We start from the raw sequence: 13670 nt of genomic DNA, 5'->3' as shown, positions 1-13670 counted from the left end.
GGTGACCATCGCACCCACCGGGTTGCAGGTGTCGGCGGCGGCGTCCGAGCAGGGCGCCGCCGTCACCCCGCCGGACCCGCGCAGACATCCGGCGCGCATGATCGCGCGTGACCCGGCGGCCGTGGCCTGCCTGGCCTACATCGGCCTGATCATCCTGATGGCGGTGTGCGCGCCGCTCATCGTGAAGGTCAGCGGCTGGAGCCCCTACGAGTTCGACCAGAGCGCGATCGACCCCGACCTGGGCGGCATTCCGCTGACCGGCGGGGGACGCGGCTGGGGCGGCATCTCCGGCGAGCACTGGCTCGGCGTGGAGCCGGGCAGCGGGCGGGACATCTTCGCCCGCATCGTCTACGGCGCCCGGTCGTCGATGCTCATCGCGTTCGCGGCCACGCTTCTCACCACTGTGCTCGGCGTGGTGTTCGGGCTGCTGGCCGGCTACTTCGGCGGCCGTACCGACATGGTGGTCTCGCGGGTGATGGAGTTCCTGATGGCGTTCCCCGCGCTGATCTTCATGATCGCGGTGCTCTCCGCGCTCCCGGCGGACAACCGGCAGTATCTGCTTGTCGTGGTGATCTCGGTGTTCGGCTGGCCCTATCTCGCCAGGCTGGTCCGGGCGCAGACCATGTCGCTCAAGCAGCGTGAGTTCGTCGAGGCCGCCCGCGCTTCGGGGGCGTCCCGCGCGCAGATCGTCTTCGTGGAGATCCTGCCGAACCTGCGCTCCACGATCCTGGTCATGGTGACCATGGCGGTTCCGGGCTACATCGGCACCGAGGCCGGGCTCTCCTTCCTCGGCGTCGGCCTGGTCCCGCCGAACCCGTCCTGGGGACAGATGATCGCCGCCTCGGTGAGCTGGTACTCGGTCGTCCCCACCTACTTCCTCGTGCCGGGCACGTTCCTGGCCCTGCTTGTGCTCGCGTTCATGGTGCTCGGCGACCGTGTCCGCGCGGCGGTGGACCCGGGAGGCCTGCTGTGACGCGCTACGTCGTACACCGGCTGGGTGGGATGATCCTGGTCCTGTTCCTGGTGTGCCTGTTCACCTACGTCGTGTTCTTCGCGCTCTCGCCCGACCCCGCGGTGCAGATCTGCGGCAAGAACTGCACGCCGGAGCGGATCGACCAGATCCGGGCGAACCTGGGGCTCGACGCGCCGTTCCTCACCCAGTTCCTCGGCTTCCTTGGCGGGCTGTTCACCGGGCGGCAGTACGGCGGCGGCACCTCGATCATCGAGTGCCCGGCGCCGTGCCTCGGCTACTCGTTCCAGTCCTCGCAGATCGTCACCGACATGATCGTGCAGCGGCTGCCGGTCACCGCCGTCGTCGCGATCGGCGCGGCAGTGCTCTGGCTGACCGCCGGCGTGATCGGCGGCCTGGTCAGCGCGGTCCGGGAGGGAAAATTTGCTGACCACTTCATCGCGGCGCTCACGCTCGGCGGCATGTCGATCCCGAACTACGTGCTCGCGCTGGCGCTGCAGTACGTGTTCGTGGTGCAGCTGCAGTGGCTGCCGTTTCCGCAGGCCGTGCCGTTCGCGGACGACCCCGGGCAGTGGTTCGCGAACTTCATCCTGCCGTGGGCCGTGCTCGCCATCGGCTACGCCTCGTCCTACACCCGGCTGACCAGGGCGAACGTCATCGACACGCTCGGCGAGAACTTTGTCCGGACCGCGAAGGCGAAGGGCCTCCAGCCCTCGCTCGTCTGGCGGCGGCATGCGTTGCGGCCCGCGCTCACGCCCGTGGTCACCATCGCCGGGATGGACTTCGCCGGGCTGCTGGGCGGCGCGCTGATCACCGAGACCGTGTTCGGCATCAACGGGGTCGGCAAGCTGGCGGCGGACTCGATCACCAAGAACGACCAGCCGGTGATCATGGCGGTCACGTTGCTCGCCGCGTTCTTCGTGGTGGTCGGCAACATGGTCGTCGACCTGCTCTACTCCGCGATCGACCCACGGGTGAGAGCCTCATGAGCCTTCTGACGGTACGCCAGCTCAGCGTCTCCTTTAAGGCGATAAATCGGGACGTACCCGTGGTGGACGGCCTTGACTTTGATCTTCCGCGCGGCGGTGCGCTCGGCATCGTGGGGGAGAGCGGCTCCGGTAAGTCGATGACCAGCCTGGCGATCATGGGGCTGCTCCCGGCCGGTGCCACCCGCACCGGCAGCATCGTCTTCGACGGCACCGAACTCACCGGGCTGCCGGAACGCCGCATGCGGGCGATGCGCGGCGACAAGATCGCGATGATCTTCCAGGACCCGCTCTCCTCGCTGAACCCGTACTACACGGTCGGCACGCAGATCGCCGAGGCCTACCGCGCGCACCGCACCGGCGTGAGCCGCAAGGCCGCGCGAGCCGTCGCGATCGAGGCGATGGAACGCGTGCACATCAGGGACGCGGCGCGGCGGGTCGACGACTACCCGCACCAGTTCTCCGGCGGCATGCGGCAGCGCGTCATGATCGCGATGGCGCTCAGCACCGAGCCCGAACTGATCATCGCGGACGAGCCGACCACCGCGCTCGACGTCACGGTGCAGGCGCAGATCCTGGAACTGCTCGCCGAGGTGCGCCGGGACACCGGGGCCGCGCTGATCCTGATCACCCACGACCTCGCGGTGGTCAGCGAGGTCGCGGACCACCTGCTTGTCATGCGGCACGGCGAGGTCGTCGAGTCCGGCACGGCCGCGCAGGTCTTCTCCGACCCACGGCACGCCTACACCCGCGCGCTTCTCGACGCGGTCCCGCGCATCGACGACGAGATCGGGGCGCTCCATGATCCCTCTGCTTAGCGCGCGCGACCTGGTCAAGGAGTTCGCGGTCGCGGGCACCCAGGGCCTCTTCACACCGGCCAAGCGCTTCACCGCTGTCGACCGGGTCTCGTTCGACCTGCACGCGGGCGAGACGCTCGCGCTCGTCGGCGAATCCGGATCCGGCAAATCCACAGCCGCCCGGCTGGCCGCGCGACTGATCGACGTCACGTCCGGCACGGTGTACCTGGACGGCGAGGACATCACCGCACGTCACGGCAGTGCGCTGCGTGACGTCCGCCGGCAGATCCAGGTCGTGTTCCAGGACCCGTTCTCGTCGCTCAACCCGCGGCACACAGTCGAGCGGATCGTCACCGCGCCGCTGCGCTATCAGAAACGAGACCTTCCCGGGGGTACGCGTAAGGTCGCGCAACAGCTGCTGGAGCGCGTCGGGCTCGACCCCGCGCATGTCGACCGTTACCCGGCGCAGTTCTCCGGCGGGCAGGCGCAGCGGATCGGGATAGCCCGCGCGCTCGCTGTCGGCCCGCGCGTGCTCGTCTGCGACGAGGCGGTCTCCGCGCTCGACGTCTCCGTGCAGGCGCAGATCATCAACCTGCTGCGCGAGCTGCAGCGCGAGGAGGGCTTCGGCTGCCTGTTCATCGCGCACGACCTGGCCGTGGTCCGGCAGATCGCCACGAGCGTCGCGGTGATGACCGACGGCACGATAGTGGAGACGGGCGACCGGGACAGCGTCTTCGGCGAACCGCGACACGAGTACACCAAGCGCCTGCTGGCGGCCGTACCCAGGATCAATCCTGAGTGGGAGGCCGCACGCCTGCGGAACGCGGCGGCCCGTGCTGAGGAGGCGGTCCGATGAACGAGCCCGTGAACACGGCGGGGAGTCCGGCATGATCGAGTACGCGATTCCCGGCGCCTGGGTCCGCGAGTTCACCGTCGACGTGCCGCTGGACTGGGACGACCCGGCCGCGGGCACGATCGAGCTGTTCGTCCGCGACCTGGTCGACCCGGAGCGCCGCCACCACCCGATGCCGCTGCTCACGTACCTCCAGGGCGGTCCCGGCGGCGCGAACCCGCGCCCCACCGGCATCGACGGCTGGCTGGCCGAGGCGCTGCCCTACTACCGCGTGGTCCTTGTCGACCAGCGCGGCACCGGGCGCAGCTCCCCGATCGACGGCGCGGTCATCGACGGCGTCCCGAACCCGGGCGAGTACCTGCTTCGCTTCCGGGCCGACTCGATCGTCCGGGACCTGGAGCACGTGCGGCGCACCCGCTACGACGACCGGAGCTGGGCCACGCTCGCGCAGAGCTTCGGCGGGTGGATCACGCTCAGCTACCTGTCCACCGCGCCCGAGTCGCTCACCGCCTGCTACGTCTGCGGCGGCATCCCCGGGCTGCCCGCCGACCCGGACGAGGTCTACCGGCGCACGTTCGACCGGGCGGCCGCGAAGACCGCGGACTTCTACGCCCGCTACCCGCAGGACGTGGCCACCGCCGGCGCGATCGCGGACCGGCTGGCCGGCGGCGGCGTCGTGCTCCCCGACGGGTCACCGCTGTCCGTCCGCCGGTTCCAGACGCTCGGCGGCGACCTCGGCTTCGGCCCCGGCCACCTGCGGCTGCACTGGCTCGTCTCGGAGGCGTTCACCCGGGACGGCCGGTTCACGAACGGCTTCCTGGAGAGCGTGCTCGTCAAGACGTCGAACGCGACGAACCCGCTGTTCTGGGCGCTTCAGGAGACGATCTACGGCGACGGTGCGAACGGGCCGTTCCGCTGGTCCGCGCAGCGCGAACGGGACCTGCGCCCGGAGTTCGCCGAGGACCGGCGGCCGCTGCTGTTCACGTCCGAGATGGCATTCCCGTGGCTGTTCGAGGAGGTACGGGCACTGCGCGCGTTCGCACCCGCGATGGAGCAGCTCGCGGCAGTGAAGGAATGGACGCCGCTCTACGACCCGGACCGGCTGGCGGCGAACGAGGTCCCGCTGGCCGCTGTCGTCTACCACGACGACCTGTTCGTCGACGAAGGGCTGCAGCGGTCGACGCTGTCCAGACTCGGCAACTCCAGCGCGTGGATCACCAACGAGTTCGAGCACGACGGCATCGGCAGCGGGCGGACGTTCAGCCGCCTGCGCGAGATGGTCCGCGACCGAGGAGGAGAACGCCGATGACCCAGCCGCCCCGTTCCGAAGGGTCCAGGCCGCTCTACGCCGGTACCAGGCCGCCGAGGCTCACTGAGGACAGCCCGGGATTCCTGGCCGGCATCGCGCGGGGCTGGGGCGAGCGCACGGTCCCGGCCCCGGCCGACCCGGCGGCCGCCCACGCCGCCGCCGCGCACCGGGACCGGCTCAGCGCGGCGCTCCCCGGAAAGACCCTTGTCATCGGCGCCGGGCAGGCGGCCCGGCGCAACGGCGACGCGGACTACGGCTTCCGGGCCGGCAGCGACTTCGTCTGGGCCACGTCCTGCCAGGCCGAGGGGGGCTACCTGGTGATGACGCCGCGCCCCGGCGGCCACGACGCGGTGCTGTACCTGCCGCCGCCCGCCCGGCCCGGCGAGCGTGACTTCTTCGCAAGCGCCGCGCACGGCGAACTGTGGATCGGCCCGTCCGCGGGCCTGGACGCCTGGTCGGCCGCGCTCGGCCTGCCCGTGCTGAACGCCGCAGGCTTCGGCACGCCTGCCACCGCGCACGTCGCGGGCGCGTCCGAGGAACTGAACCGGGCGCTCTCCGCGCTGCGCATGATCAAGGACGAGTGGGAGATCGCGCAGCTCCGCGAGGCGATCGACCACACGGTCACCGGCTTCGCCGCGGTCGCGGCCGAGGTGCCGCGCGCGGTCCGGGAGGGCCTCGGCGAACGCTGGCTGCAGGGCACCTTCGACAGGCACGCGCGCACGTTCGGCAACGGGCCCGGGTACAGCACCATCGTCGGGTCCGGCGAACACGCGCCGATCCTGCACTGGGTGCGCTGCGACGGGCCGGTCCAGCCGGGCGAGACGCTGCTGCTCGACATGGGCGTGGAGGCGCGCTCGCTCTACACCGCGGACGTGACCAGGACGATCCCGGTCGGCGGCGGATTCACGCCCGCCCAGCGGCAGGTCCACGACCTGGTCGAGGCGTCCCACCGGGCGGGACTCGCGGCCGTGCAGCCCGGCGCGCTCTACTCCGACTTCCACTTCGCCAGCCTCGAGGTGCTTGCCCGCGGGCTGCACGACTGGGGACTGCTGCCGGTCTCGGTCGACGAGGCGCTCGCCCCGGCCGGGCAGCAGCACCGCCGCTACATCGTCTGCGGCATCGGGCACCACCTCGGGCTCGACGTGCACGACTGCGCCGCCTCCCCCTACGAGCAGTACCTCGGCGCGGCGCTGGCACCCGGCATGGTGCTCACCGTCGAGCCCGGCCTGTACTTCCACGCCCACGACGAGACCCTCCCGCCCGAGCTGCGCGGCATCGGCGTCCGGATCGAGGACGACCTGCTCGTCACGGACACCGGCCACGACGTGCTCTCCGGCGCGCTGCCCATCGACGCGGCCGGCCTGGAGCGCTGGTCTGCCGCCCAAGCGTCCTGAGAAGCGTTGTCGCGCCTTACAGAGGAGTTCGGTGTTCTTCCCCCTGTCTGATGTGGACCTGCACGACGGCGTCCACGCCCGTACCCGGGACCAGCTGCTACACCTCGCCCGGGTCTTCCCGGCCGACCGGGCGCTCGCCGTCTTCCGGGCGAACGCCGGGCTCGACACCAGGGGCGCGCTGCCGCCCGGCACCTGGGAGGACTTCGGTCACCCGGACGAACGGCCCTGGTCGGCGGCCGACTACCCGGGCGCCGGGCTGGCGCCGACCGCGAGCCTGCTGCGCGGGCACTACGCCGGTCACTTCCTGTCGATGCTGTCGCTGGCGTACGCGTCCACAGGCGACGACGTCTTCCGGGACAAGGCGCACGAGATGGTGGCCGGACTCGCCGAGGTGCAGGCCGCGCTCGCCGCGACCGGGCGGTACAGCCACCCCGGATTCCTCGCCGCGTACGGCGAGTGGCAGTTCTCCCGGCTTGAGGAGCTGGCACCGTACGGGGAGATCTGGGCGCCCTACTACACCTGCCACAAGATCATGGCGGGGTTGCTCGACGCGCACCTGCTCACCGGCTCCGCGCTCGCCTGCGACGTGGTCACCGCGATGGGACACTGGGTCGCGAACCGGATCCTCGCCGTCGAGCCGGCACAGCGGCAGCGGATGTGGTCGCTCTACATCGCCGGCGAGTTCGGCGGCATGAACGACAGCCTGACCACGCTGCACCTGATCACCGGCGAGCCGCGCTTCCTGGCGGCCGCCGCCGCGTTCGAGATGGACGAGCTGCTCGACGCGGCCGCCGCCGGGCACGACGTGCTTGACGGCATGCACGCGAACCAGCACCTTCCCATGCTGGCCGGGCACCTCGGCCAGTACGACGCCACCGGCGACCGGCGCTACCTGGACGCGGTCACCGCACTGTTCGGCCAGGTCGTGCCGGGGCGCACGTTCGCACACGGCGGAACCGGCGAGGGCGAGCTGTGGGGCCCGGCCGGGCACGTGGCCCGCGGCATCGGGCGGCGCAACGCGGAGACGTGCGCGACCTACAACCTGCTCAAGATCGCGCGGGGGTTGTTCGGGCAGACCCACGACGCGCGCTACGCGGACTACATCGAGCGGGCCTCGCTCAACCACATCGTCGGCTCCCGGGCGGACGTGACCTCGGACGTCAGCCCCGAGGTGCTCTACATGTTCCCGGTCGACGCGGGCGCGGTCCGCGAGTACGACAACGTCGGCACCTGCTGCGGCGGGACCGGGCTGGAGAGCCACCTCAAGCACCAGGAGTCGGTATGGTTCTCGCCGGAGCCGGGCGAGCTGTGGGTGCTGCAGTACCTGCCGTCCCGGCTGCGCTGGGAGGCGCTCGGCGGGACCGTCACGCTGCGCACGGCGTACCCCCGAAACGGCCTTGTCGCAGTTGATTTCGATCTCTCCGGCCCGGTCGATCTGCGCCTTCGCGTGCCGTCCTGGGTGCCCGGCCGCCGCGTGCTCCTCGACGGCGCACCACACGACGCGATCGACGGCTTCCTGCGGGTACGGCGCGAGGTGCGCCCCGGCGACACGCTCACGCTCAAATTCCCGCTTCCGCTGCGCCTGGTCCCCACCCCGGACGACCCCGCGCTGGTCTCCCTGGAACACGGCCCGACAGTGCTGCTGGCCCGCGCGGACGCGACCACCACGCTCGAGGTGGCCCCCGCCGCCCACCGGCGGCTCGATGGCACGATCCTCGGGGTGCCCGCCGCAGGCGACGTCGTCTCCGCGCTCGGCCTCGAATTCGAGCCGGCCTGGTCCGGCGGCGACCGGCGCTACCACATGTACCTGCGCGTCGCGGACCCGCTCATCGCGTTCCCCGGCGCCCCCACCGGCGTGCCCGACCGCCACGACGCGAACGACTGGTCCTTCCTGACCGGCCTGTGGGCCTCCGGCGGCTTCCCGTCCCACGAGGCCTTCCTCGGCGCCGCCCACCGCAACGCCAAACGCGCCGCGTTCGCCGGCCTGCTCAGCCGCCACGAGGTGCTGACCGTACTGACCGCCGCGGCCGCGAGCACAATCGACGGCGCGCCGCCGCGCCGCAGCACGGTCGTGGCGACCGGTTCCGTCACGATCACTGACGAGGACGTGACCTGGCCGCTGTCCGAGTCGGTCGGCGCCGGCGAGCCGATACCCGTCGTGCGGATCGAGGTCGTGGGCGAGCGTGCCGCGTCCGGTTGGTACACCACCGCGCCGACCGTCTCCGCCGTCACACACGGCGCTGTCGCCTCGGTCTCGCTCGACGGGGTGACCCCGGGTGCGTCGCTCGGCGACGGGCGGCACGCGCTCCGGGCCACCGCCACCGATCCCAGCGGCCGCGTCGTGCACGCCGCCCGCGAGGTCGCTGTCGACACCGCAGCGCCGTCGGTGCGGGCGGCGGTCCGCCACCTCGGCGCCCACACCGTCGAGGTGACGCTCCACGCGGACGACGACGTATCAGGCGTGGACCGCATCCAGTGGCGCACCACGGAGACCTTCTGGGGCATCTACCAGGAGCCCTTCACCCGCGCGCTGCACTCGACCCCCCAACTCCTTGAGTTCACCGCCACCGACCGCGCCGGCAACACCTCCCCGATCCAGCAGGTGGTGCTGCCCGCGGCCCCGTGAGCCCCGTGCAGTTTCCTGCCGCGCCTCCGGGCGGGGTTCCCTTTCCAGCGTTTCCGCCTGAACGACCCTTGTCGCGACGCACCGTTGCGCCAAGGGTCGCTGGTGCCCGGCGGGAAGCCGCAGGCTGACGCGCGGGGGTCGGCTTCTCCGGGGCATGGGCAGCGCCGGGCCGCGGCTGATGGCGGCTCGATACTTTTCGTCCGCGATCTCGGCGAAGCGGCGATGCCGGGGGAGTGACGCGGAAAGCCAGAATGTGCGCGACTCACGCCAGTGATCGCGGCCCACGGATCGCAGAAAGAGACCGTGGAACGTCTCGTTGCGTAAGGAATACTCGTTGGTGTGCCCTGTTTCGTAGCCGGACAACGCAAGGCGCAGCACGAGCGTGACAAAAACACCCGTTTGTATTCGGTCGGGCTCATCCGCTGCACCTTGTCGCTGAGGGCCGGGCCGAAGGTCTGCGGATCCGTGAGAAGAGGGGTGAGCAGGCGGGAATGGGCGTCGGAGATGTCCTGGTCGCGTTGGTCGAATATGCCGTGGCTTGGATCAGCGCCCAAATGCGGCAATGTATTACTCAACGTATTGGAAGGCGCGATTAATTGTCGTCCATGATTTGACGCTTTCGGCGGAAAGTGTGGCGCCGGTGGCAGTGCCGGGAAGTCTTTCCCTTAGGATACTCCGGAATCGGATAATCTGGCCGTGAATCGAGCGAATATCCACGGATCGCTCAATTCGGTGCTATGCAAGCCTGGGGAGGCGCGTTAGGTGAGTCATGTGACAAGAGAAAGCTGATCTGTGATGACTTTGACCGATTCTCGTTGGATCAAGGCTTCCCGCTGCCAAATGGAACAATGTGTGGAAGTGCGGGCCCTGGGATTGTCCGGGGTCGGGGTTCGCGATTCCGCGCAGGAATCGCGAGGGCCTGTGCTGGCATTCACCAGCGCCGGCTGGTCCGCCTTCGTCGGTGGGCTGAAAGCCGATTCCCTCGGCGACGGCCGCGCGTAGGTGGTGATCACTACCCCGGGGGTGGCTCGGTGCCCCCGGGGAGGCGATCTGCGGCAGGCCGCGTACTCCACGCCGCTGCCGGTTGCGGAAGCCGGCCCGGCTAGCCGAGGAGTGGGAAGAAGCCGGCGGCCGGACCCAGGGCGGTGCGGTCCGCGGTGGAGAGGGCGAGACGGCCGGTGCCCTTGAGCAGGTAGTCCTCGATGTCCCAGTCGGCGGGGCGGGCGGCGAGGCCGTGCAGCGTGAGCAGGCCGTCCAGGGTGGACACGGCGGGCTCGGGGGCGGGCGGCAGGCCGAGCAGCAGGTCCAGGTGGTGGATCACGGCCTCGGTGGCGAGCGTGGTCAGCAGATCGGGCACGGTCAGCACCTGGCCCTGCGTCCCGGCCAGCGCGGATGGTGATGCGGCGAGCGCGGCGTGCACGGCGGCAACGGAGGTGGAGAGCCACAACTCCACAAGCAGCCCGGGCTCGCGGGCCACGGAGGCGGCGCGTCGGCCCGCCCAGGCGGAGGCGGCGGCGGCCCGCTCGGCGCCCTCCCAGTCCGGCGCCGGCTCCGGGCGCGATGACCAGTAGGTCACGAACGTGCTTGTGGCGGGCGCCTCGGCCGGAGTCGCCAGCGCGACGAGCGCGCGCCGCGCATCCTCGGTCAGGTGGTGCACCAGGTCCGCGACGGTCCAGCCGTGACACCGTGTCGGCGCCAGCAACTCCATCGGGCTCAGCGGCGCGATCGCCGCGCTCACCCCGTCATACGCAGCCCGCAGCGCGTCCGCCTCCCGCATACCGAGGATTCTAGGGCGTCCGGCCCGCATCGTCCCGGCTCACGGATCCCCCGGAAGACCTGGCAGATCAACGACAAACCGCCGTTCCAACCTCCGCGGTGGTCCGGCCCGCATGCTCCGACTCTGATGTCCATTCGCGTGCGGCGGTCTGGGGACCCGCGATCGAAGAGGGCTGGGGCGCGGTGAGTCGTTTCCGCGTGTCGTCGTGCGTGCGGAGCGCGAGAGCAGCACGGCCGTCGTCTCAGCGGCTTTGAGTTGAGGCGGTTGCGGCTTGGGTGGGCGCAAGGCCGGCATCGAGGCCGTGGGTTCCGCAGGTGTGCGGGCCGGTCGTGGCACCTCGGCAGGTTTCAGGGCCGGGCATGAACGCGGAGTCACCCCGGGTCCGCATATATCAGGACACCGCCCGCGCTCACGACCCGCGTCATGCGGAGATCGGCGGTCAGTGTCCAGGTGCGAGCGCTACGCGCCCGACATTTCGGTATATGAGCGCCGCCTTGTGCGTTCATCCTGACGCCGAAGGGTCAGGATGGCCCACGTCAAGATCCTTGCGGCTCTGGTGGCCCTTATTCGAGCGCGATAAGGGCCACCAGAGCCGCAAGGATCTTGCATCCCGTCAGATGGACGCGAGATCCCACACAACGAACCCATCTCGGCGCGGAGCGCCAGACCTGCCGTGGACCTGGCGCGACGAGACGCGAGAGCCAAGATCGACTGGCCCTTCGGCAGCTCACGGCTTCGGTGCTAGCCCTTGCGACCGCCCAGGCCGAGGTCGACTGGCCTTTCCGCCAGCCCCGCGGCTTCGGTGCTGGCCCTTGCGACCGCCCAGGCCGAGGTCGACTGGCCTTTCCGTCACCCCTGCGGCTTCGGTGCTGGCCCTTGCGACCGCCCAGGCCGAGGTCGACTGGCCTTTCCGTCACCCCTGCGGCTTCGGTGCTAGCCCTTGCGACCACCCAGGGCAAGCTCAACCGGCTCTCCCAGGTCACGCCCGCTCTCTCGGTGCCAGCCCTTGCGACCGCCCAGACCGCAGCCGCTTAGACCGCAGCCGCTTAGACGATGACCCTGCGGCCCCCGCGGGCCGCGAGACCGCCGACCAGCCGGAACGGCCCGTCAGGCTCCTGGCCTCGATGTCAGCCCTTTCGATCGTCAGCCCCAGAACGCTGCACGCGAATGGGCAACAGAGTCGCTCCCGCGGGCAAAACCGGAGCGCCGGGCTCCGCACGTCGCTCCGGAGCCGGTTCCGCTGTGCTTACAGGTTAAGGGGCGGGTGGGTTTCTGCCCGGCCACGGCGAGACGGGAGCCCGCGGGAGCGTGCGGGCCGCGACCACCCACAGAGTGGGTAAATCGAATGTCATGGTCGTGGCCCGCACGCGGCGGGCGTCAGGAGGCGCGGGTGATCAGGCCGTGGAGGTAGGCGGCCTGGCCGACGTGCTGGGTGCAGTCGTTGAGGATGCTGACCAGGCGGACGCCGAGCGTGACCGGCGGGTCCCAGCCGGTGTCGACGATGCGGTCCAGGTCGGAGTCGGTGAGGCCGCGGATCCAGCCGAGGTTCCGCTCGTGGACGGCGGTGAAGTAGTCGAGCACGGCCTTCGTGTCCCGGGGGCGGACCGTGCCGATGTCGGCGGCGGTGTGGCCGTAGCCCAGATTGTCCGGGTCGGGGGTGAGGCCGAACGCGCCGGCGAAGTCGCCGGTGACCCAGAGGGGCTGCGCGTCCATCGAGTCGGCCAGGTAGTCGTAGATCCGGGTCAGGTGCCAGGTCAGCCACCCGATCGTGTTCGCGCCGTCGGCGGGGGCCCAGCGCAGCTGCTCTGCGGTCAGGCCGTCGATCGCGCCCTCGACCAGCTCCGGCAGGCGCCCGAAGGCGTCCAGAAAAACGTCATCCACTCGCATGGAGAGGAACAGTACCCAGCGGACGGCTGCCGGTGGGCGGATGATCCGCGCGCTGCGCCCGCCACCGCGGAGCCGGCCGTCCCGCTGGGGTGAGCGCGACACGCGGACGCGGGCTCTACCGTCGAGGGCATGACACCACGACTCGACGCGGAGATGATCGCCCGGGCCGGCCGGTTCGTCCGGCTCACCGGACGGGTGCTGGAGCAGCGTCTCTTCGCCCACCACTTCGAAGGCGGGGACGCGGACGGTGTACGGGCGGCGCTCGCGGCCTATCGCGCCCCGGACGGCGGTTTCGCGTTCGGCCTGGAACCGGACGTGCGCGGGCCCGCAAGCCAGCCGCTCGCGGTGCCGTCCGCGCTTCACATCCTCGCCGGGATCGGGCGACTGGACCAGGAGACCGGCGGCGCGCTCTGCGACTGGCTGGCGCGGGTGTCCGGACCGGACGGTGGCGTGCCGTCCGTGCTTCCCACGCTCGCCGGCCACCCGCACCCGCCGTTCCTGCCCGTCCCGGCGGCCGGTGCGGACGTCCCGTCCGATCTGCTCGCCACCGGCCAGATCACCGGGCCGCTGCTCGCGCACGGCATCACCCACCCGTGGCGGGACGGCGCCGTCGCGTTCTGCTGGCGGGCGATCGAGGCTGTCGAACGGACCCACCCCTACGAGGTGCACGCGGCGCTCGACTTCCTCGACCACGCGCCGGACCGGGACCGCGCTGCCAAGGAGGCGGAGCGGCTCGGCCGGCTGGTCCGCGAGCAGGGCCTGGTCGCCACCGACCCGGCCCGGCCGGAAGCGGACGCGACGATCCAGGACGGGTACGCACCTGGCGAGTGGCACTACGCCCACGACTACGCGCGCACGCCGGACAGCCTCGCCGCGCGCTGGTTCACTGACGGCGAACTGGCCCGCAGCCTGGACTTCCTCGCCGCACAGCAGGCCGACGACGGCGGCTGGCCGATCACCTACGTGCAGTGGGCGCCGAACACCGCGATGGAGGCCCGCCCCGGCATCACGCTGCGGGCGCTGCACACGCTCCGCGCCTGGCAGTAGCGTCGCCGGCCGGGCGCGGCAGAT

11 protein-coding genes and 1 pseudogene are annotated in these 13670 nt (G+C 71.1%); 9 read left to right on the top strand and 3 right to left on the bottom strand.

The genetic code is table 11. The features are described from left to right. Position 1 precedes the first annotated feature (1 nt). From ACIA8K_RS31085 to ACIA8K_RS31055, 7 genes are read left to right on the top strand one after another with little or no spacing between them, the layout of a single operon-like run. Positions 2 to 973 (top strand): ABC transporter permease, encoded by a 972-nt coding sequence (locus ACIA8K_RS31085; protein ID WP_396065653.1) that lies wholly within the window; start codon positions 2 to 4, stop codon positions 971 to 973. Further along, positions 970 to 1959, top strand: coding sequence for an ABC transporter permease (locus ACIA8K_RS31080; protein WP_396065651.1), 990 nt, complete (start codon positions 970 to 972; stop codon positions 1957 to 1959). Before ACIA8K_RS31085 ends, ACIA8K_RS31080 begins: the two co-directional genes overlap by 4 nt. Continuing rightward, positions 1956 to 2774 (top strand): ABC transporter ATP-binding protein, encoded by an 819-nt coding sequence (locus tag ACIA8K_RS31075; RefSeq protein WP_396065649.1) that lies wholly within the window; start codon positions 1956 to 1958, stop codon positions 2772 to 2774. The genes ACIA8K_RS31080 and ACIA8K_RS31075 overlap by 4 nt, the downstream gene beginning before the upstream one ends. Continuing rightward, positions 2758 to 3609: an ATP-binding cassette domain-containing protein gene (locus tag ACIA8K_RS31070; RefSeq protein ID WP_396065647.1), complete on the top strand. Its 852-nt coding sequence runs from the start codon at positions 2758 to 2760 to the stop codon at positions 3607 to 3609. The genes ACIA8K_RS31075 and ACIA8K_RS31070 overlap by 17 nt, the downstream gene beginning before the upstream one ends. A 31-nt stretch (positions 3610 to 3640) precedes the next feature. Then, a complete protein-coding gene (locus ACIA8K_RS31065) occupies positions 3641 to 4915 on the top strand; it encodes an alpha/beta fold hydrolase (RefSeq protein WP_396065645.1) in 1275 nt (424 codons plus the stop codon). Further along, entirely contained in the window at positions 4912 to 6309 is a 1398-nt protein-coding gene (locus tag ACIA8K_RS31060; protein ID WP_396065643.1) for an aminopeptidase P family protein, read from the top strand. The genes ACIA8K_RS31065 and ACIA8K_RS31060 overlap by 4 nt, the downstream gene beginning before the upstream one ends. 31 nt (positions 6310 to 6340) lie before the next feature. Beyond that, positions 6341 to 8935, top strand: coding sequence for a beta-L-arabinofuranosidase domain-containing protein (locus ACIA8K_RS31055; RefSeq protein WP_396065641.1), 2595 nt, complete (start codon positions 6341 to 6343; stop codon positions 8933 to 8935). A gap of 168 nt (positions 8936 to 9103) precedes the next feature. Here the strand turns inward: ACIA8K_RS31055 and ACIA8K_RS31050 are convergent. Further along, positions 9104 to 9340, bottom strand: a pseudogene (locus tag ACIA8K_RS31050) (DUF6082 family protein); the annotation flags it as partial. A 390-nt stretch (positions 9341 to 9730) separates the two neighbouring features. Here ACIA8K_RS31050 and ACIA8K_RS31045 point away from each other — a divergent pair. After that, positions 9731 to 9937 (top strand): DUF397 domain-containing protein, encoded by a 207-nt coding sequence (locus tag ACIA8K_RS31045; RefSeq protein WP_396065639.1) that lies wholly within the window; start codon positions 9731 to 9733, stop codon positions 9935 to 9937. 100 nt (positions 9938 to 10037) lie between these two features. Here the strand turns inward: ACIA8K_RS31045 and ACIA8K_RS31040 are convergent, their stop codons facing one another. Together ACIA8K_RS31040 and ACIA8K_RS31035 are read right to left on the bottom strand one after the other, a co-directional pair. Continuing rightward, positions 10038 to 10712, bottom strand: coding sequence for a maleylpyruvate isomerase N-terminal domain-containing protein (locus tag ACIA8K_RS31040; protein WP_396065637.1), 675 nt, complete (start codon positions 10710 to 10712; stop codon positions 10038 to 10040). 1377 nt (positions 10713 to 12089) lie between these two features. Then, on the bottom strand, positions 12090 to 12599 hold the full coding sequence (locus ACIA8K_RS31035; RefSeq protein ID WP_396065635.1) for a DinB family protein: 510 nt from the start codon (positions 12597 to 12599) through the stop codon (positions 12090 to 12092). A 129-nt stretch (positions 12600 to 12728) separates the two neighbouring features. On the opposite strand from ACIA8K_RS31035, the gene ACIA8K_RS31030 reads away from it, so the two are divergent. Then, the gene (locus ACIA8K_RS31030) at positions 12729 to 13646 is read left to right on the top strand and encodes a hypothetical protein (protein ID WP_396065633.1); all 918 of its coding nucleotides are present in this window, start codon (positions 12729 to 12731) and stop codon (positions 13644 to 13646) included. Positions 13647 to 13670: the final 24 nt, after the last annotated feature.

The organism is Catenuloplanes sp. NPDC051500, from assembly GCF_044454585.1.
Lineage (GTDB): Bacteria > Actinomycetota > Actinomycetes > Mycobacteriales > Micromonosporaceae > Catenuloplanes.
The sequence above is the reverse complement of the archived record's forward strand: the minus strand, read 5'-3'. Positions and strand labels throughout refer to the sequence as shown.